The following is an 18,908-nucleotide window of genomic DNA, read 5'->3' on the forward strand; positions in this document are numbered from 1 at the left end:
CGATTAGGCCATGCAGCGGTCAGGGGAAAGGAGTGGCACAGACAGGTTGTTTTCCGGCCTGAAGGGGGCCTTGGGTATTCCCCCCAAGGTGCGGGACAAGGCCGCAGGCCGCCGCACCATCGGCGGGCCGTCCCGCGGCCTGCCGATTTGGCTGGTGGCAGGCCCAGCCTTTTAACGCCGGAGTATGCAGCCTGCATAAAGTGCATTCTACAAATGTCGGATCGGCCGTCCCGCGGCCTGCCGATGGTGCGAGCTTGATCCAAGTTCGAAGGCCCACACCCTGCCCGCATCCCCCCTAGCGCCGAAACTGGCGTCAGTCCGGCGTGTCCCGTCCGTCGGGGACCACACGCAGCGTGCCCTGATGTTCAGCCAGCCATGGCAGGATAAGTGCGGCAACATCTTCGGGGTATTCCTCGTGCACCAGATGCCCGCCTTGCGGCAGTTCCGCGTATTGTGCGCGCGCGAGTTGCTGGCTGGCCTGACGCGACACCTGCACCGGAACCGCCAGATCCCCGCGCGATGCAATCAGCAGTGCAGGCACGGTAATTTGCGGCAGGCGTTCCAGCAGGGGTTCCAGATCCCATTGCGCCATCATGCCCAATGTCCCTTCAATATGGGATGTGCGGCTGACAAGGCGTTGATACAGCGCAACACCGTCTTCATCCAGCGGCGAGCCCGTCCCCTCCAGTAATTTTTCGACCTGCTTGCGCTTGGACGACAGCCGCGTCACGATCGCGGCAACGAAGGGGCTGCCCGCCATCGCGCGCGCCAGTTTCGGGAACAGCCACCCCGCAAAGCCGTCAAATGGACCAAGGGCAGCATTTATCCCCACTACGGCACGCGGGGGCCGACGCATCATTTCGGTCATGCGCAGCGCTACTGCCGCCCCTGCCGAATGGCCGATAATGGCATCCGGCCGCCAGCCCTGATCCTCGCACAGCGCGCACAAATCATCGGCCATGGCATCCAGCCCCAGACGCATAACGCCACCTGCACGCGTGAACCCCTGACCGGGCAGGTCGGGCACAATCAGGCGACAGCCGGGTATATGCCCCATAAGGCGGTGAAAACTGTGGCCGGACGCGCCAGCCCCGTGCAACAGCAACACATCCGGTCCGGTGCCCGCAATCTGGACATGCCATTCATGCGGGCGGCAGCGGATCAGCCGGGAATATTCGCATAATGGCCAGTCTTGCGGGACAGCGCGCATCACCTAATCCCCGAATGCGGCGGACAGCGTTGCCGATAATGCGCGCGCATCGGCGCGTGGCAATGCAATCTGTGTGGCCCCCATATGGCCGGACAAACCGGCCAAATGCAGGTTCGGACGCAGGCCCGTATCAATAACAAGCGCGGGAATGCCATGCTGCGCGATCCCGCGCGCCAGCCTGTCGGCATCTGCGCCCGCCTGCGCGCGGTCGGCACTGCCGTCCAGCGCGATATTGCCACGCCCGTCGGTCAACAGCGCAAGCGTGGGTGCCATGCCATGGCTGCGCGCCTGCAGCGCGGCATCAAGGGCCACCTGCAACCCTGCCGCAAGCGGTGTGCCCCCGCCACCGGGCAGGCCCGCAAGCTGCCGTTTGGCCTGAACCAGCGACCGCGTTGGCGCCAGCTCAAGCGCTGCCTGCCTCCCGCGAAAGCTGACCAGCGCAACATGGTCGCGTGTGGCATAGGCATCGGCCAGCATCAATTCTATCGCGCCCTTGGCCTCGGCCAGACGGGCGATTGCGCTGGAACCGGATGCATCGACCACGAAAATCAGCACGCGGTCGGTTTGCGCCCGAAACTGCTTCACGCGAATATCGGACGGGTGCACCAACACCCGCCCTGCTGGCGCGTCGGGGCGTGCCTTGCGGCGCAGTTTCTGCCACGGCGCCGCCTGACGCAAGGTCGCCACCACATCCACCCGCGCAGCCGAATCCGGCGCACCGGCACGCGATGGCAGGGGCCGCCCGCGACGTCTGGACTTGCGCACGGCCCCGCCACTGGACTGGCCCTGTGCAGCACGCGCCACGCGACCGGCCTGCAACCGTGCCAGCAACCCTGCCGGCAAGGCCGCGCGCGCTGCCTCGATCAGCAGATCATCGGGAATGTCTTGCGCGTTTTCATGTTCAGACTGCGGGGCGGGGGTATCATCATCAGGCGGGGGCGGCGTGTCTTCGTTTTCGGGCGGGGGCGCATCGGGCATCATCGTGGCGCGGTGGCCCAGAACCAATGCAACCGCCAGCGCGATATCCTGCGCCTGCGGGCGTGACAGGCCGCGCCACGCCGCATGCGCCCGCGCGGCAGCCAGCGCAAGCAGCGGCGCGCGCAGACTGTCTATGCCAAGGGCCGCTGCAACGCCCGTGACCTGTTTGCGCATATCATCCGTGATACAGACCTGCGACAGTCGGCCGCGGGCCTGCGTGATCTGGTCCATGGGCAGAACGAACGGCGCCGTATCGGCCCATGCCACCCCGTCCAGATCCAGAAACAGCCCAAGGCGTTCGGACAATGCGGACGCCAGCCCTTCACCGTCCTGCGCGGCTTCATCAAGGGCAATCAGCCCAAGGTCTGGTCGCGCATCAAGCGCCTGTCCCAGCCGCACGGCAAGCGCGGGCGGGCAGCGTTCGGCCATGGTCAGCACACACATGCCCCCTTCACCCAGAAGGCCCGCATGGTGGTGCATTCTGCCCGTGCCAAGCGTGGCGGCCAGATCCAGCCCGCCAAAAAGCGCGTCATCACTGATACTGGGGTGCAGTTTGCGCGGCGCGAACGCCGCCAGCGCATCTTGCAGACGCGCGCGCACAGGGCCTGCCCGCGCCCGCAACCACAACCCGCGCAATCCCGCAGGGTCCACAGCCAGCAATGTCAGTGCAAGGGTGACACGCGCCCATGGGTCTTCCATGGGGTCCGGCCCGTGGCCGGGGCGGCCGGTCGGGCCGCTGGTGTCGTCAAAGGGTGTCAGGGCAGCACCTCTGACAATTGGCGGGCGACACGGGCACCCGTGCCCGCCTCGTCCAGCGGATCACGGCGCAGACGGTGGCGCAGCGCCATGGGCGCGGCCGCACGAATATGGGCGCGCGACACGGCATCCGCGCCCGCAAAGGCCGCCATGGCACGCGCCGCGGCCAGCAATGTCAATTCCCCCCGCAACCCGTCAGACCCAAGCGCCAGACACACCGACGCGCAATCATGCAGCGCCACATTCGACACCTGCACCCCCGCAAGCGCCGCGCGCGCCGCAAGGATCTGCGCGCGCAGATCCGCATCCTCGGACTGCCAATGCGCCATAAACGCCGCATGGTCGTTTTCATAGGCATCGCGCCTGCGCATCACCTCGATACGGGTTTCAATATCCTTGGGGCTTGTCACTTCGACCGACAGGCCGAAACGGTCCAGCAATTGCGGGCGCAATTCACCTTCTTCGGGGTTGCCCGACCCCACCAGCACGAACCGTGCAGGGTGGCGAATGGACAGCCCTTCGCGTTCGACCACGTTTTCGCCCGACTGCGCGACATCCAGCAACAGATCGACGATATGGTCCTCCAGCAGGTTCACTTCGTCGATATACAGATACCCGCGATTGGCCCGCGCCAGCAGTCCCGCCTGAAACGCCTTTTCACCGCGCGTCAGGGCGCGTTCAATATCCAGCGCCCCGGTTACGCGATCCTCGCTGACACCAAGGGGCATATCCACAACCGGCGTGGGGCGTGTGACAATATCGGTCTGTGTTATGCCTGCCCAGTCGGGGCATTCGGCCAGTGTGGCGGAATTGCATGGGCACCCCGCAACCATGTCAATGGGCGGCAACAACGCCGCAAGCGCGCGCACCGCCGTTGATTTTCCGGTGCCACGATCCCCGAACACCAGTACACCCCCGATTCTGGGGTCGATCGCAGTCAGGATCATCGCGGTTTTCATTTCGTCCTGCCCGACAATGGCAGAGAAGGGATAAGGCGTCATGCGGCCTCCTGAATAAGTGCTGCAGGGTCCAGCGGATCGCGGCCCTGCCATGTGCCCATGCGCGCGGAAATGCGGAAACGGGCGTAAAGTTCTTCGGTAAACCAGCGTTCATTCCGCACGGCGCGGATGGCCTGCTGGTGCGGTCCACGACGGGCAAATCCGGCCATGCTGTCCGCATCGGGCCAGACCGAGAATGTGACCTGACGCAGCAGCGGCATTTCCCCGATACCAATCTTGAACATGACATTGGGGTCGGTCCCCACCTTGGCGGAAATATCCGGCACCTGCCCCCAGAAGCGCAACGCCCGCGCCGGACGCACACTGGCGCGCGTCATCGCGGCAACAGGGCCATCAGCGCCGCCTTCGGGGCGAAACGGGGCCTGACCGGACCAGCGCCCCCGCGCGGCATAGGGTTCCAGAAACAGCGTATAGCATTCATCCGCGCGCGCCCGCCACCGCGCGAAGGCGTCGCCCGACAGCCCTTGTCGCGCGGCATTCTGCGTGCCCCAGACCCCCAGAATTGCCCACACGCCCCAATTCGGGCGGGGTGTGAACCCCTGCCCCGTGCCAGAGCCGCAGATCTTCCAGAACTCCAGCCCCGACTGGCGCGCAAGTGCCCTGCGCGTGGCCAGCATCCGGGCCAGAACCCAAAGCCGTGTGGCCGTCCGGTCAAACCGGAAAAGGCTGAGCGTGATCGTTTGCATAGCGATTCCCGTCCGCAAGTGTAAACTTAAGTTGTCACATTACAGGCAGAGTGTAAAGAATAAGAATGTAAACCTTGATTGACAGTTTGCATCTGTGTAAGCTGACATCAACACTATGAAACGGGAAGCGCACATGTCTGATTCTGACGCACCGCACCACGCCATTGTCATTGGCGCGGGATTGGGCGGGCTGGCTGCGGCCATGCGACTGGGCGCCAAAGGCTACTGCGTCAGCGTGGTTGACCGGCTGGACAGGCCCGGCGGGCGCGGATCTTCCATCACACAAGGCGGGCACAGATTCGACCTTGGCCCCACCATTGTAACTGTGCCGCAGGGGCTGCGGGAATTATGGGCCGCCTGCGGGCGCGATTTCGACCGCGATGTGACGCTGAAGCCCATGACCCCGTTTTATGAAATCCGCTGGCCGGACGGGTCCAGCTTTGCCGCAGTTCAGGACGATGACGCGATGGAAGCCGAAGTCGCGCGCCTGTCACCCGATGATCTGGCGGGCTATCGCAAGTTCCTGAAGGACGCGAAAGCGCGCTACTGGTTCGGCTATGAGGATCTGGGCCGCCGCCCCATGCACCAGCTATGGGACTTGATCAAGGCGTTGCCGCGTTTCGTCTGGCTGCGTGCCGACAGGTCGGTTTATGCCCATGCTGCCGCGCGCGTGCGTGACCCGCGCCTGCGCTTCGCGCTGTCGTTTCACCCGCTGTTTATCGGGGGGGATCCTTTCAACGTGACATCGATGTATATTCTTGTCAGCCATCTGGAAAAATCGTTTGGCGTGCATTACGCGATGGGCGGCGTGCAGGCCATTGCGGATGCCATGGCGAATGTGGTGCGCGCACAGGGCGGCACCGTTGCGCTGAACACGGAAATCGACGAAATCATCATTCAGGATGGGCGCGCTGCGGGTGTCCGCCTGCGGGGCGGCAGGGTGATGCATGCCGATATTGTCGTGTCCAACGCAGATGCGGGGCACACCTATACCCGCCTGTTGCGCAACCAGCCCCGCAAACGCTGGACTGACGCGAAGCTGAAACGCAGCCGCTGGTCGATGGGCCTGTTCGTGTGGTATTTCGGCACGCGCGGCACGCGCAACATGTGGCGTGACGTGGGCCACCATACCATTCTGGTCGGTCCGCGATACCGCGACCATATCAAGGATATCTTCATTCGCGGCCACCTGAGCGATGACATGAGCCTGTATGTCCACCGCCCTTCCGTCACCGACCCCTCGGTCGCGCCAGCGGGGGATGATACCTTCTATGTCCTTAGCCCCGTGCCGCATCTGGGACATGACAACAGCGTGGACTGGACAACCCGACAGGACCCCTACCGCCGCAAGATGCTGGCCATGCTGGAACAACGCTTGTTGCCCGGCCTGTCAGACCATATTACCGAAAGCCTTGTTTTCACGCCGGAAACCTTCCGCGACCGCTATCTGTCGCCCTTGGGGGCGGGGTTTTCGATTGAACCGCGCATTTTGCAAAGCGCGTGGTTCAGGCCGCACAATATTTCCGAAGAAGTGCCGGGCCTGTATCTGGCAGGGGCGGGCACACATCCGGGCGCGGGGCTGCCCGGTGTGATCAGCAGCGCCGAAGTGCTGGCGCAGGTTGTGCCCGACCCCGCACCGTCCATGGCCTTGCCGGTGGCCGCGGAATGACCGGCCAGCCCTATATCGCTGCGCCCGACATGGACGCCTGCCGCGCGGCAATCCGCACCGGCTCGCGCAGTTTTCATGCGGCCTCGCGGTTGCTGCCCGCCAGCTTGCGCGACCCCGCGCTTGTGCTCTATGCGTTTTGCCGCGTCGCGGATGATGCCGTCGATGAAGGGCATGATCCGGTGCGCGCTGTGCTGCACCTGCAAGACAGGCTGGAGCGCGCTTATGCTGGCCAGCCCCATGACGCCCCCATTGACCGCGCCTTCGCCGCGATGGTGCTGCACCATGATTTGCCGCGCGCCCTGCCCGATGCCCTGCTGGAAGGGCTGGCATGGGACGCCGAAGGGCGGCGGTTTGGCACATTCTCGGAACTGCTGGATTATGCCGCGCGCGTGGCCGCTGTTGTGGGGGCCATGATGTGCGTGCTGATGGGGGTGCGCGACCGCGACAGGCTGGCGCGCGCCTGCGATCTGGGCGTGGCCATGCAACTGACCAATATCGCCCGCGACATTGGCGAGGATGCGCGCAACGGGCGGCTGTATCTGCCGCTGGAGTGGTTTGACGACGCGCAGCTTTGCCCTGACAGCTTCTTGAGCGCGCCCACGGCCACCCCCGAAATACGCACCATGGCCGCACGCCTGCTGCAAAAGGCCGATCACCTGTACCACCGTGGCAGCGCCGGTATTGCAGCGCTTCCGCTGGCCTGTCGCCCCGGTATATTTGCCGCGCGCCATATCTATTGCGGGATCGGGGGCGCCCTGCGCGCCACGGGCTATGACAGCGTGACGCAGCGCGCCTATACCGGCAAGGGGCAGAAACTTGGCTGGCTGGCCCTGTCTGCCGCGCAGGCGGGGTTAAGCCTGATGCAACCACAGGCGGCGACATTACATGCCCGCCCCCTGCAAGAAACCCGCTTTCTGGTCGATGCCGCCAGCCGTGACACTGGCGCCACCCAACGCTCGCAAACCCTGATTGACGCCATGGCCCGCCTGCGCGCACAAGATTTGTCGGCGCGCCAACATTACCTTTCAGCATACCGCCGCAACGCCTGACGGGATCACAGAAAGCGGACCATATGCCCCGCCGCGCCCGCAAGGGCGCCCAAGTAAAGGCTTGCATCCGGAACGGATGCCCCGTTAGGTCAAACCACTTACGCAGCCGCAGATGTGGCAAAGGATGATATATTTATGGATTGGCTCCTGTTTCTGACCTTCCTTGCGGCCACAGCCGCCGCCGCCACCACAGGCGCAATGTTCGAGCCGGGCAAATGGTATGATGATCTGGACAAACCGCGCTGGACACCACCGGGCTTCATGTTCCCGATTGTGTGGACAACGCTTTATCTGGCCATGTCCTACGCCGCCATGCGCATCGGCCTTCTGGACGGGACGGCGCAGGCGCTTGCTTTCTGGGCGTTGCAGATCGCGTTCAATACACTTTGGTCGCCGGTTTTCTTCGGACTGAAACGCATGCGTGCGGCCCTTGTCGTGCTGTGCTTCCTATGGCTGTCCGTTGCCGCGACAACTGTCAGTTTCTGGATGTTCGATCCGGTCGCAGGCATGTTGCTGGCCCCCTATCTGCTATGGGTGACTATCGCGGGGGCGCTGAACGCGTCGGTGTTGCGGCGCAATCCGCAATTTGCCTGACGCAGGAGGGGGGGGCTGGGGCATGTTGCTCAAAAGTGGGAACCGGTTTTGAGCTTCTCGAACATGCGAAACCAATAAGTTAGAGCATGTCGCGTGAATACGAATGAACGCGACATGCTCCAGGGCGCCCTAGCGGTTGCCCGCATATTCCGGCGCGGGGCTGAATATCCTGTCCGCGTGATCGCGCAGATAGATTTTCAGCCATGGTGTGAACCGCTGGGGCGCGCGTTCCACGATGGCAGGCAGGGCCTGCAGGCTGATCCAGTCGGTCGCCGCCACCTCGTCAGGGTTGGGCGTGATCCGCAGGTCAGCCATGGCGCGCGCGGTGAACACCTGAACCACCTCATGCTCGACCAGCCCGCCACCGACATCGGCGCGGTATTCGATTTCGGCAACATGGGTCAGGGGCAATCCGGTAATGCCCAACTCCTCTTGCAAGCGGCGCGTGGCGCAGCTCAGGTCATCCTCGTCCCAATGCGGATGCGTGCAGCAGGTATTTGTCCACAAACCGGGGGTATGGTATTTGCCCAAGGCGCGGCGCTGCAACAAGACACGTTCGCCTTCGGTCACAAAGACCGAAATGGCCTTATGCTTCAGTCCGCGCTGGTGAACTTCCAGCTTGTCAACCGGCGTCAGGTGCCCGTCGACCCATGCGGGAATCAGCGCGCCACTCATGTGAAACCGGGCCGGACCAGCCCCGACAGATGCAGCAGGTTCTTCACCCCGATCTTGATATGCGCCAGCGGGCGGGCGGCCACCAGTTTCTTGTTCATATACGCCTCGAATGTCAGGCGCTGCACGTCAATGTCATGGCACAGGCTGACAAAGCGTTCGCGCCGTTCGTCGGATTTGTAATAGGCATCCTGCATGGAACGCAAGACCTTGAACACGGTCTTGTGGTCGCGCATGAACAGCTTGCGCGCCAGTGCCAGATCACGCGCGCGGCCACTGGCCAGCGCCGCCTGTGCCGCAGTTGCGGCCACCCGTCCGCCGACCATGGCATAGTAGATCCCCTCGCCCGAACTGGGGGCCACGACACCGGCGGCGTCACCTGCCAGCACAACATCGCGGCCATTGTCCCAGCGGTCCATCGGGCGCAGCGGGATGGGCGCGCCTTCGCGCCGGATGGTTTCGCACCCTGACAGGCCCGCCATGGCGCGCAGATCCGCCGTGGCCTGTTTCAGGTCCGCGCCGTTGATTTCGGTGCCCATGCCCACGCTGGCATGTTTTCCATGCGGGAACACCCAGCCATAGAAATCCGAACTGATGCGCCCGTCATAGATGACATCGCAGCGGTCGGGGTCATAATGGTCATTGGCGGGTGGGGCCTTGATGATTTCGTGATAGGCGATCACATACGGAATCCTGTCACCGCCCGGCACCTCGGCGCGGGCCACGTTGGACCGCGCGCCATCCGCGCCGATGACCAGCCTTGTGGGGCTGCGCCGCTCCTCTCCGCTGGCCTTGTCGCGCCAGACAACATGCGTGCCGTCCTTGTCGCGGTCTATCCGCAAAAAGGTTCCCGTCAGCCGCGCGGCCCCGTTTGCCGCGGCCCGAACCCGCAGGAATTCGTCAAAATCTTCCCTATCCACCATGCCGACAAACCCGTTTTCAATGGGAATATCCACGGCCCGCCCTGTGGGCGAGATCATGCGCGCTGTGGTGATCTGCGCGACCAACTGCGTCATGGGGATGTCAAAATCCGCGATTGCGCGCGGCGGAATGGCGCCGCCACAAGGCTTGATGCGCCCCGCCCTGTCCAGCAGCGCCACCTTATGGCCCGCGCGCGCCAGATCATCGGCTGCCGTGGCCCCCGACGGGCCACCCCCCACAACAAAGACATCATATTCCATCGCTTATTCCCCCGGAACCAGCAGCGCAGTGTCGCGCGGTGTCATGATGCGTGCAGCCAGCAGGGCCGACGCGATGAAAATTATCGCCTGAAACAGGAACACGGCACCGAATGCGTCCGCCACAGGCAACAGGGTGCGGGCCAGATCAACCAGCGCAGCCCCTGTCAGCCCGCCAAACCCTGCCGCAATCGCCTGACTGGCGCCCCACAGGCCCATGCGCGTGCCTTCGCGCTTGTCGCGCCCTTCACCCGCAAGCTGCATCATCGACCCGATGGCCGCGACCGCAAACATCCCGTTGAAGAACCCCAGCGCGACGACCAGCGGCACCAGTGGCAGCGCCCACAGGCTTGCGCCCGCAATCGCCAGCAGCACCAGCGCGGACCCCGTGCACCCGCACACAACCCAGACCCGCAGCGACCCCAGCCGCAACCCCGTCGCCGCAACGCCCACCAGCACCATGCCCAGAAACACACCGCCATTCTGCGCGCCCGACATCTGTGTTGATTGCCCCGGTGTGAACCCGAACACCAAACCCGCATAGGGTTCCAGAATCAGTTCCTGCATGAAATAGGCCGTCATCGACAGGAATACGAAAAAGGTGAAATTCCGCGCGCGGGTATCGGCCCAGATGTCGCGCATACCGTCCCGAAAACGTATCGGCGCAGGTGCTGCGCGGGCAATGACCTGCCGTTCAATCCCCCAAACCGCCAGAACAGTCAGCACAAACGCCCCCGAACAGATCACCGCGACGATCATCAGCAGGCGCGCAGGGCTGTACGGGTCCAGATACCTGCCCGCCATGATTGCCGTCAGCGCAATACCCGCAATCATCATCAGCCATGTGATTGTCGCCGCAGCAGGGCGCCTGTGTTCCGCCGTGGCCGTGGCCAGAAGCGCCAGCAGCGATGTGCCCGAAGCGCCCACCCCCAGCCCGATGACCGCATAGGCCAGCACCGACAGCGCCAGCCCAAGGGCGAAACTGACCTCCAACACCGGAATGGCCAGCGTTGCGCCAAGACCCCCAAGGGCCAGAATGCCCATACCGGCGATAATCCAGCGGGTGCGGTTGCCGCCCTGATCGGCCAGATGGCCCCAGTTCGGCCGCGTGATCTGCACCCCGTAATGCAGCGCCACCAATGCACCGGGCAACACGACCGGCAGCGCCAGTTCCACCACCATCAGCCGGTTCAGGGTCGATGTCATCAACACCACAATCGCGCCCAGACAGGCCTGCACCAGCCCAAGGCGGACTATCTGCACCCAGCCCAGCGTCATGCCCCCAGCCCCCGCAGCGCGAAGGCCGCAACCATCATGCCCAGCACATAGGGACCGACCCCCGTGCCGTTGAACCATGGCGCAAGGCGCGCGGGATCACTGCGCCAGCGCCCCAATGCCCAGATCTGGACACCAATACCCAGCGCGATTGCCCCTGCATGCAGCGGCGCGCCCCAGATCAGCAGCAAAACCACAACGATCAGTTGCGCCAGCACCATGACGGTGCCCGCAACCGTTGCCGCATCAACCGGCCCCAAGGTGACCGGCAGGGACCGGATACCCATCTGGCGGTCGCCTTCAATCGCCTTGAAATCATTGATTGTCATGATGCCATGCGCGCCCAGACCATACAGGACGGCAATCACCACAATCTCGAACCGTGGGGCACCGGCTGCGATGACGGCGGCGCCCGTGAACCATGGCAGCGCTTCATAGCTTAGGCCCACCAACCCCGGACCCCACCAGCCTGACCGTTTGGCCCGCACAGGTTCGGCGGAATAGGCCCATGCCGCCAGCACACCGACCACAGTTGCGCCGAACCCCCAAGGCCCCAACTGCCAGCCGACAGCCAGCGCCAGCACAGACATGACCAGCGCGATATACAGGCCCCAGCGGCCCGGAATGCGCCCGGACGGGATGGGGCGGTCAGGTTCGTTAATGGCATCCACATGGCGGTCGCACCAGTCATTGGCGGCCTGCGACATGCCGCAGACAATGGGACCGGCCAGCAACACCCCCAGCACCACCAGCGCCCAACTGTCCGGCCACACCCCCACAGAAATGATACCGCACAGATAGGCCCACATTGGCGGGAACCATGTGACAGGTTTGATAAGCTCCAGCATCGCGGCGGGTTTGGGCAGGGTGCCCTGTCCTGAACGGCGTGCAGATCGGGTGTCTAGACTCGCTTCACTCATACTGTAAACTTTGCCTGACATATTTGTTTGCATCAAGTGTTATTTGCGCCCGTGCGGTGCAATCATGAAACGACAGCTTGGCGCACCGGCGGCACAACACCGCGTTTCGGTCACGGTTGCATCTGGCCAGACAAGTTCGGCAAACAGCCCTTCGAACACGGCTGCATGCCAGTCGCATACCGGATGTGGTGACGCGCGACGCGCCAGCGGGTTATCCGCAATTTCAAAACATAGCGGCGCATGACCCTGCACGCGAAACCGGCCTGATCCCGCGAATGTCCATGCATGACGCGCAATCGCCGCCGACAGCACCCGCGCCCCCAAGGGCGCGGGCAATGCCCGAATTATGGCCTGTGCGGCACGGGGTATACGGTTGGCCAGAATGTATCTTGCGGTCGCCAGGCCAGCTGCGCGCTGGATTGCGGCGGCCTGCGCGGGCAGGAACAGGCGCACGGCATGATGCAGCCTTGCGACCTCCTCCTCGTGCAGCATGCCCGCATCGGGGGGCGGCGCATCCAGACCTGCGCGATGCAGCAATGCCGCGCGCAGGTTTTCACCGATCAGCGCATCCAGTACCGGCAGATGCTGCAAAACGGCATTCGGCCCAATTCTTGCCTGCGCCGTCATAAGGCTCACTCCGCTGGCTCTATCCGCGCGGTGGCTGCCCCGTTGGGCATGCGGAACTGGCGGGGGGCGTCAAGCTGCTGAGTGCCGCCGCCGCAAGCCTTCACGGCAGACCGTTCGGCGGCGCGTTCCTTGCCCTGGGCGCGCAATGCGGCGCGGCGTTCCCCGGCCTTGGCCTTCACATCGGCGCTGGCCTGCCAGTCGGCCATTTGCGCATCGGCAATGGTGCGGGTCATGTCGAACTGGAAATCAACCTTGTCCTTGGATTGCGGCCCCCAGTATCCGGCCTTGCCCAGATCATAGAATGTGCGCCCCACACCCGCCTTCAGAAACGCCTTCAAGCAGCCCAGCAAATACCGCCGCCGGTAGCCGGTGCCGCGCCACGGGTAATGAAACAACGCCTTTTGCATATAGAAGCGGCGGTAATTCTTCATCACCCCGTCCAGCAATTCACCGCGCGTCATGGCTGCGGGTTTCATGATTGGGGTGACAAAATTGTATTTTGAATAATCGAACACCTCGACCTGATCGCGCAATTCCTGAAACAGCGGCGTGAAGGGCCAGGGCGTGTACATCGCCCAATTCGCCAGATCAGGCTGCCAGTCCCATGCCATGCGATAGGTTTCTTCCAGCGTTTCGGGGGTTTCATTGTCCAGCCCGACGATAAACTGCGCTTCCACAAAAATATCGGCCTCGCGCAGCAGGCGGATGGCTTCCTTGTTTTCGGCGACTGTGGTTTCCTTGTTGAACTGGTCCAGCTTCAACTGCGCAGCAGCTTCGGTGCCAAGGCTGACATGCACCAGACCCGCCTTGCGATACAGCGCCAGCAATTCGCGGTCCCGCATGATGTCGGTGACGCGGGTATTGATGCCCCATTGCACACGCGCGGGCAGGTCGCGGCGGATCAGTTCCTCGCAAAACTCCACGAATTTGCGGCGGTTGATGGTGGGTTCCTCATCGGCCAGAATGAAGAAGCCCACACCGTGGTTCTCGACCAGATCCTCGATTTCATCGACAACCTTGATGGGGTCGCGCACACGGTAATCGCGCCAGAATTTCCACTGGCTGCAAAAGGAACAGGTGAAGGGACAGCCGCGCGCCATATTGGGAATGGCCACACGCCGGTTCAGCGGCACATAGATGTATTTGTCCCATTCCAGAATCGACCAGTCCGGCTTGATCCCGTCCAGATTCCTGACCGTAGATGCCGCCTGCGTGGCCACAATTTCCGTGCCTTCCGTAAAAGCCAGACCATGAATTTTGCGCCGCTCCGCAGGCCAGCGCCGCTGTTCTATGGCCTGCATCAGGTTGACAACGATCTCTTCGCCCTCGCCGCGCACAATCACATCGATCCATGGCGCCTCGCTCAGGACCTGACGATACATGAATGTCGCGTGAATGCCGCCCAGCACCCTGACGGCCTGTGGCGCGACCTCTTGCGCGATGCGCAACACCTCCTCGGCCATATAGATGGCGGGTGTGATTGCTGTTGTGCCCACAACATCAGGCTTCAGTTCGGCCAAACGCGCGCGCAGGCTGTCATTGTCGATGTGGTTGGTCATGGCGTCGATGAAATGAATATCATCAAAGCCCGCAGCCTTCAGCGAGCCGGTCAGATACGCGACCCATGCAGGCGGCCAGTTGCCCGCGATTTCAGCGCCGCCGGAATGATAATTCGGGTGAACGAACACGATTCGCATATCAACCTCCAGTTATGTAACGACAGGTTGACAGTTTATGAGTACATTACAATTGACACAGATCAAGTATGTGGAAAAAAAGCTGTCGTTGCGCGCGCATATCCTGCCGCACAACGCAATAATCCTGTTCAGGAATGGTCGCGGGCAAACACTGCTGCCATGCGGGCAATCAGGCTTCGTCGCGGCTGAGTATACCGTATTTGCGCAGCTTCACATACAGCGACTGGCGCGACAGACCCAGCATTTCGGCGGCCGCAACGCGGTTGTTGCGCGTCAGTTCAATCGCGGTCTCGATGCAGATCTTCTCGATGACATTGGTGGTTTCCGACACAATGTCCTTCAGGGTGGATGATCCGACAAGTTCCATCACACCGCGCATATTCGCCTCTGGTGTTGCGTTATCCGCCCGCAGCGCTGCCGCGTTGGATGCGTTGCGGATAATAAGCGCCAGCACCGGATCACTGCGGTCGTCCAGCCATGTTGCCGAAATTTCCACCGAAACGCGGGCGTCAAAATCGGTCTTCAGCTTGGTCGAATACATGCGCAACTGCCCCGCACGGCGGGCGTTGTCCAGCAGCACTTTCAGATCGACCATGCCGCGTGTCAGGAAATCGGCCATTGACCGGCCACGCACAGCGGCCAGACCGGGGGCATCGGTCAGGTTCAGGAATGTTTCACTGGCCGCAAGGATCAAGCCTTCCTTGTCGGTGAACACAATCGCATCCACCCCACGGTGGAACAACTGCCGCAGGTTTGTCATCAACCGCCCGTCGGCAGACGACCCCTGTGCGACATCGCTGATGCGGATAATGGCAAGCTGTTCACCGGCGGCGCGGAACATCTTGGGTGTCAGCAACAACCGGCGCGCCTCGGCCTTCGCTTCAACCTCGATCGCAGGCGAGGCCTCCATCGAGGAGGGCAAATCCAGCGCGGCCATCAACTCTTCCTTGCCGCGGCCCACGAACTGATCGGCGAAGGGACGCTTGATCAGATCAGCGCGCGCACTTCCCAACAGCGCCGCCGCATTATGGTTCATGTCAACAATCTGGCCGGACATCGCCGCGACCAGCACAACGGCATCGGTGGTGAAATCCATCAGCAACCGGTAGCGCGTGTCGATTTCGCGCTGTGCCTCGTAGTCGCGTTCAAGGGCAATTTGCGCATTCAGCAGCATTTGCTGCATTTCCAGAACCGGGCGCTGGTCGGTGCCCAGCAACAACAGCTCGCCGCTCTCCTCGACCCAGTGCATGACATAGCGCACAGGCACCGTCTGGCCCGAACTGACAGGATGCGCAATCTCCAGCCAGCGGGGCGGGACAGTTTCACCTTTTTCGGCCCGTTCCAGCAAATCCGCCAGACGTTCCTGAAACTTCGGAACACTCTCCGAATCCAGCAAGGACACAAAGTCCTTGCCAACCCATGATGCCACCCCGTCAAAACTTACGGCGTCAGGCTTGACATGAACGACCCGAACAATAGCTTCCTTGGAAATAAGCAGGGAAATATCGGCAAGACTGGTCAGAACGGCAGAGAAGAAATTCCCGCCGAACACAGGGACAGAGCCGCTTTCAAGGAATCTGGCACCTTCGTTAGACACAGTAAACCTGCTCCTTCCTGGAATCTGCCCCAAACCTGCGGCGCAGATAACGCGGCATATAACTTATTTTACATTTAAGTGATTTATGGCCAAACCGCAGGAAGTTAAAGCCTCTGATATATGCGTTGTGGCGATATTTGCGCCCACCATTGCCGCGATATGCTGCAAATTCATATCTTTTTGCAACAATGTCACCAATGCGCCCCCCAAAGCGATCGGCAGATCCCTGCCGGAATGCGCACGAATCGTTTTCATCAACTCAACACAAGGGGTTAGCGAAGAGCGGTTGGAGGCTGATACAAAAACCGCGTGAAAGCGGTGTTCGGACAATTCCTCCTCGATGGATCGCGCGGTCGGCAGCAGGCTGACACGGACCGATATGCCCAAGCGCCGCATCTGATTGGCCGCCACCATCGCCCCCAGACTATGCTGTTCACCGGCGGGCAGCACCAGAAACACGCGCCCGTCATGGCAATCGCCGGTCCTGTCTGCGAACCATGCCAGCGCGATTTCACGCAGCAAGGATTGCAGGCGCGCCATGGCCAGTGTCGCCTGAAATATATCCAGCTCGCCCTCGTGCCAGCTGTTTCCCAATTTTGAAATTGCCGCAGGCAGATAGATATCCACGATCTGCTCGGCCGAGACACGCCTGCGCTTCATTTCCTCATACACAGCCGCGAACATTCCGGGATCTGAATTCTTGGACAATCTGACCATCAGACTCAGCAAATCCCGATCAGGTTCACCCGACTGGACGCCGGATTTCTGAACAAGCTCGGACACAACCCGAAGCGCAAATTGCCGCACAACAGCCTGACCTGACGTCATGTCATCAAACTGCGCTAATCGAAGTCCTTCCATCTCTGCCCCCCCGGCAGATTTCAAGACCACGCGCACGGACCAAAGAAACCTGGTGATGCACTGAATACGTTATGACCTTGAATCTTGGATATTAAGCAAACCCAGTGTCACAGTTGAATGCTGAATTGTCAAACTAAACTTACATCACCCGCGCAAAACAGGGAACAGGTCCAGACTTGTAAGATTTTAACATTATAAATCAAAGCCTTGAGACCGCACCACTGAAACCCGCCCCTCAACATGTGTCACCTTACATGTGCAGCAATGTGTAAGTTTTAATTGACACTCAATCCTTGATGCCGTTAGTATTTTTAGTGGGAATCAAGAGAGGATGCGCAATGCAACGGCAACAAGGTGACAGGCAACTCTATACGCCTGAACAACGTGCCCGGCGCGACGCATCCCGATGGACATTCGTTCAGGCCGTGCTGGCGCCTGTGCAATTCCTGATCTGCCTGATCTCGGTCGTGCTGGTCGTTCGCTATCTCATGACCGGCGAAGGCTACATGGCCGCCACCATTTCGGTCCTTATCAAGACCTTCGCGCTTTATGCCATCATGGTCACCGGCGCGATCTGGGAAAAGGAAGTGTTCGGCCAGTATCTTCTGGCGGATGCGTTCTTCTGGGAAGATATGGTCAGCTTCGCTGTCATCGCGCTACATACGCTATATATTGCCGCGCTGGTGTCAGGCATGCTTGCGCCGGCGCAGCTTATGGCCCTGGCACTGGTGGCCTATATTGCCTATGCCGTGAATGCGGCGCAGTTTCTGTGGAAATTGCGGGTCGCGCGATTGGGGGCCTGCTGATGCCCGCGGACCCCACAACCTGCCAATCGGCCCCAGTCCTGAAAGAACGCGGCCAGCGCGAGGTGTTTTGCGGCCTGACCGGCATTATCTGGCTGCACCGCAAAATGCAGGATGCCTTTTTTCTGGTTGTCGGCTCACGCACCTGCGCGCATCTGTTGCAATCGGCGGCGGGCGTGATGATCTTTGCGGAACCCCGTTTCGGCACGGCAATTCTGGAAGAAAAAGATCTGGCCGGCATGGCCGATGCCAATCAGGAACTGGACCGCGAAGTGGGCCGCCTGCTGGCGCGCCGCCCCGATATTCGCCAGCTGTTTCTGGTCGGCTCCTGCCCGTCCGAGGTGATCAAGCTGGACCTTGCGCGCGCCGCAGAACGCCTGAGCATTCAGCACGCCCCCCATGTGCGGGTGCTGAATTTCTCGGGCTCGGGCATCGAAACGACCTTCACCCAGGGCGAGGATGCCTGTCTGGCGTCCATGGTGCCCGCGCTGCCCGACACACAGGCAAGGGAACTTCTGCTGGTGGGGGCCTTGCCCGATGTGGTCGAGGATCAGGCGCTTGATCTGCTGGCCCAGATGGGCATTGCGCCCGTGCGCTGCCTGCCTGCGCGCCGCGCGCAGGATACGCCCGCAATCGGGCCGAACACCGTCTTTGCCCTGACCCAACCGTTTCTGGGCGACACGCATGCCGCCTTGCTGCGCCGTGGTGCGCGCCATATCCCCGCCCCCTTCCCGTTTGGCGCCGAAGGGACAATGCTGTGGCTGAATGCCGTGGCCGCCGAATTCGGCATTGCGCCGGACGTGGTGGCCCGTGTCACCGCAGCCCCCCGCGCCCGCGCCGAAAAATCCATTGCCGCTGCGGCCGCCACCCTGCGCGGCAAACGGGTGTTCTTCATGCCCGACAGCCAGCTTGAAGTGCCTTTGGCCCGTTTTCTGACGCGCGAATGCGGCATGACGGCCGTGGAAATCGGCACGCCCTATCTGCATTCCGAATTGCACGGCCCCGAACTGGCGCTGATCGCCGCAGGCCCCACCCTGTCCGAAGGGCAGGACGTGGACCGCCAGCTGGACCGTGTGCGCGCCGCGCGCCCCGACCTGACCGTATGCGGCCTGGGCCTTGCCAATCCGCTGGAAGCCGAAGGGCTGGCCACCAAATGGGCGATCGAGCTGGTCTTCACGCCTGTGCATTTCTTTGAACAGGCCGGTGATCTGGCCGCACTTTTCGCTCGCCCGCTGCGCCGCCGCGCAGCCCTCGCCCGCCAGCACCCCAACTTTCAGGAGGCCGCCGAATGACCGCCGCCTTCATCTTGCCAGAAAT

17 protein-coding genes are annotated in these 18,908 nt (G+C 62.2%); 5 read left to right on the forward strand and 12 right to left on the reverse strand.

The genetic code is table 11. The features are described 5' to 3' along the window. Positions 1-313: 313 nt before the first annotated feature. The 4 genes from bchO to crtA are packed head-to-tail and all read right to left on the reverse strand — an operon-like array spanning position 314 to position 4,649. Positions 314-1,210 carry an alpha/beta fold hydrolase BchO gene (bchO, locus tag ACTIE1_RS11930; RefSeq protein ID WP_439562610.1) on the reverse strand — a complete coding sequence of 299 codons (897 nt, stop codon included), beginning with the start codon at positions 1,208-1,210 and terminating at the stop codon, positions 314-316. A 3-nt stretch (positions 1,211-1,213) separates the two neighbouring features. Further along, a complete protein-coding gene (locus ACTIE1_RS11935) occupies positions 1,214-2,887 on the reverse strand; it encodes a magnesium chelatase subunit D (RefSeq protein ID WP_439563418.1) in 1,674 nt (557 codons plus the stop codon). Between the two features lie 56 nt (positions 2,888-2,943). After that, entirely contained in the window at positions 2,944-3,945 is a 1,002-nt protein-coding gene (gene bchI, locus ACTIE1_RS11940) for a magnesium chelatase ATPase subunit I (RefSeq protein ID WP_439562608.1), read from the reverse strand. Next, positions 3,942-4,649 (reverse strand): spheroidene monooxygenase, encoded by a 708-nt coding sequence (gene crtA, locus ACTIE1_RS11945; RefSeq protein ID WP_439562607.1) that lies wholly within the window; start codon positions 4,647-4,649, stop codon positions 3,942-3,944. Before crtA ends, bchI begins: the two co-directional genes overlap by 4 nt. Positions 4,650-4,764: 115 nt before the next feature. Here crtA and ACTIE1_RS11950 point away from each other — a divergent pair, with 115 nt between their 5' ends. The 3 genes from ACTIE1_RS11950 (at position 4,765) to tspO (ending at position 7,961) form a co-directional block, all read left to right on the forward strand. Further along, a complete protein-coding gene (locus ACTIE1_RS11950) occupies positions 4,765-6,318 on the forward strand; it encodes a phytoene desaturase (RefSeq protein ID WP_439563419.1) in 1,554 nt (517 codons plus the stop codon). Continuing rightward, the gene (gene crtB, locus ACTIE1_RS11955) at positions 6,315-7,367 is read left to right on the forward strand and encodes a 15-cis-phytoene synthase (protein WP_439562605.1); all 1,053 of its coding nucleotides are present in this window, start codon (positions 6,315-6,317) and stop codon (positions 7,365-7,367) included. The genes ACTIE1_RS11950 and crtB overlap by 4 nt, the downstream gene beginning before the upstream one ends. Positions 7,368-7,502: 135 nt before the next feature. Further along, positions 7,503-7,961 carry a tryptophan-rich sensory protein TspO gene (gene tspO / locus ACTIE1_RS11960; protein WP_439562604.1) on the forward strand — a complete coding sequence of 153 codons (459 nt, stop codon included), beginning with the start codon at positions 7,503-7,505 and terminating at the stop codon, positions 7,959-7,961. 129 nt (positions 7,962-8,090) lie between these two features. Here tspO and idi read toward each other — a convergent pair whose 3' ends face one another. The 8 genes from idi to ACTIE1_RS12000 all read right to left on the reverse strand — a co-directional run bounded on the left by idi (position 8,091) and on the right by ACTIE1_RS12000 (position 16,788). After that, a complete protein-coding gene (gene idi, locus ACTIE1_RS11965; protein WP_439562603.1) occupies positions 8,091-8,636 on the reverse strand; it encodes an isopentenyl-diphosphate Delta-isomerase in 546 nt (181 codons plus the stop codon). After that, on the reverse strand, positions 8,633-9,814 hold the full coding sequence (locus ACTIE1_RS11970; RefSeq protein WP_439562602.1) for a geranylgeranyl diphosphate reductase: 1,182 nt from the start codon (positions 9,812-9,814) through the stop codon (positions 8,633-8,635). Before ACTIE1_RS11970 ends, idi begins: the two co-directional genes overlap by 4 nt. Positions 9,815-9,817: 3 nt before the next feature. Then, on the reverse strand, positions 9,818-11,089 hold the full coding sequence (locus ACTIE1_RS11975; protein ID WP_439562601.1) for a BCD family MFS transporter: 1,272 nt from the start codon (positions 11,087-11,089) through the stop codon (positions 9,818-9,820). Next, complete coding sequence (gene chlG / locus ACTIE1_RS11980) at positions 11,086-12,006, reverse strand: chlorophyll synthase ChlG (protein ID WP_439562600.1); 921 nt, start codon at positions 12,004-12,006, stop codon at positions 11,086-11,088. The genes ACTIE1_RS11975 and chlG overlap by 4 nt, the downstream gene beginning before the upstream one ends. A gap of 39 nt (positions 12,007-12,045) precedes the next feature. Next, positions 12,046-12,633 carry a bacteriochlorophyll 4-vinyl reductase gene (bchJ, locus tag ACTIE1_RS11985; RefSeq protein ID WP_439562641.1) on the reverse strand — a complete coding sequence of 196 codons (588 nt, stop codon included), beginning with the start codon at positions 12,631-12,633 and terminating at the stop codon, positions 12,046-12,048. Positions 12,634-12,638: 5 nt separating this feature from the next. Next, entirely contained in the window at positions 12,639-14,330 is a 1,692-nt protein-coding gene (gene bchE, locus ACTIE1_RS11990; protein WP_439562599.1) for a magnesium-protoporphyrin IX monomethyl ester anaerobic oxidative cyclase, read from the reverse strand. A gap of 169 nt (positions 14,331-14,499) precedes the next feature. Next, on the reverse strand, positions 14,500-15,927 hold the full coding sequence (gene ppsR / locus ACTIE1_RS11995) for a transcriptional regulator PpsR (protein ID WP_439562598.1): 1,428 nt from the start codon (positions 15,925-15,927) through the stop codon (positions 14,500-14,502). 63 nt (positions 15,928-15,990) lie between these two features. Further along, the gene (locus tag ACTIE1_RS12000; RefSeq protein ID WP_439562597.1) at positions 15,991-16,788 is read right to left on the reverse strand and encodes a cobalamin B12-binding domain-containing protein; all 798 of its coding nucleotides are present in this window, start codon (positions 16,786-16,788) and stop codon (positions 15,991-15,993) included. 338 nt (positions 16,789-17,126) lie between these two features. On the opposite strand from ACTIE1_RS12000, the gene bchF reads away from it, so the two are divergent. Further along, on the forward strand, positions 17,127-17,594 hold the full coding sequence (bchF, locus tag ACTIE1_RS12005) for a 2-vinyl bacteriochlorophyllide hydratase (RefSeq protein ID WP_439562596.1): 468 nt from the start codon (positions 17,127-17,129) through the stop codon (positions 17,592-17,594). After that, positions 17,594-18,883 (forward strand): ferredoxin:protochlorophyllide reductase (ATP-dependent) subunit N, encoded by a 1,290-nt coding sequence (locus ACTIE1_RS12010; protein ID WP_439562595.1) that lies wholly within the window; start codon positions 17,594-17,596, stop codon positions 18,881-18,883. Before bchF ends, ACTIE1_RS12010 begins: the two co-directional genes overlap by 1 nt. Positions 18,884-18,908 lie beyond the last annotated feature (25 nt).

The organism is Roseinatronobacter sp. (assembly GCF_051859525.1).
Classification (GTDB): domain Bacteria; phylum Pseudomonadota; class Alphaproteobacteria; order Rhodobacterales; family Rhodobacteraceae; genus Roseinatronobacter.

Bases quoted from the DNA above. Each gene is read 5' to 3' on its own strand.
- bchO (WP_439562610.1), bottom strand. From the start codon at position 1,210: ATGCGCGCTGTCCCGCAAGACTGGCCATTATGCGAATATTCCCGGCTG.
- ACTIE1_RS11935 (WP_439563418.1), bottom strand. From the start codon at position 2,887: ATGGAAGACCCATGGGCGCGTGTCACCCTTGCACTGACATTGCTGGCT.
- bchI (WP_439562608.1), bottom strand. From the start codon at position 3,945: ATGACGCCTTATCCCTTCTCTGCCATTGTCGGGCAGGACGAAATGAAA.
- crtA (WP_439562607.1), bottom strand. From the start codon at position 4,649: ATGCAAACGATCACGCTCAGCCTTTTCCGGTTTGACCGGACGGCCACA.
- ACTIE1_RS11950 (WP_439563419.1), top strand. From the start codon at position 4,765: ATGAAACGGGAAGCGCACATGTCTGATTCTGACGCACCGCACCACGCC.
- crtB (WP_439562605.1), top strand. From the start codon at position 6,315: ATGACCGGCCAGCCCTATATCGCTGCGCCCGACATGGACGCCTGCCGC.
- tspO (WP_439562604.1), top strand. From the start codon at position 7,503: ATGGATTGGCTCCTGTTTCTGACCTTCCTTGCGGCCACAGCCGCCGCC.
- idi (WP_439562603.1), bottom strand. From the start codon at position 8,636: ATGAGTGGCGCGCTGATTCCCGCATGGGTCGACGGGCACCTGACGCCG.
- ACTIE1_RS11970 (WP_439562602.1), bottom strand. From the start codon at position 9,814: ATGGAATATGATGTCTTTGTTGTGGGGGGTGGCCCGTCGGGGGCCACG.
- ACTIE1_RS11975 (WP_439562601.1), bottom strand. From the start codon at position 11,089: ATGACGCTGGGCTGGGTGCAGATAGTCCGCCTTGGGCTGGTGCAGGCC.
- chlG (WP_439562600.1), bottom strand. From the start codon at position 12,006: ATGAGTGAAGCGAGTCTAGACACCCGATCTGCACGCCGTTCAGGACAG.
- bchJ (WP_439562641.1), bottom strand. From the start codon at position 12,633: ATGACGGCGCAGGCAAGAATTGGGCCGAATGCCGTTTTGCAGCATCTG.
- bchE (WP_439562599.1), bottom strand. From the start codon at position 14,330: ATGCGAATCGTGTTCGTTCACCCGAATTATCATTCCGGCGGCGCTGAA.
- ACTIE1_RS12000 (WP_439562597.1), bottom strand. From the start codon at position 16,788: ATGGAAGGACTTCGATTAGCGCAGTTTGATGACATGACGTCAGGTCAG.
- bchF (WP_439562596.1), top strand. From the start codon at position 17,127: ATGCAACGGCAACAAGGTGACAGGCAACTCTATACGCCTGAACAACGT.
- ACTIE1_RS12010 (WP_439562595.1), top strand. From the start codon at position 17,594: ATGCCCGCGGACCCCACAACCTGCCAATCGGCCCCAGTCCTGAAAGAA.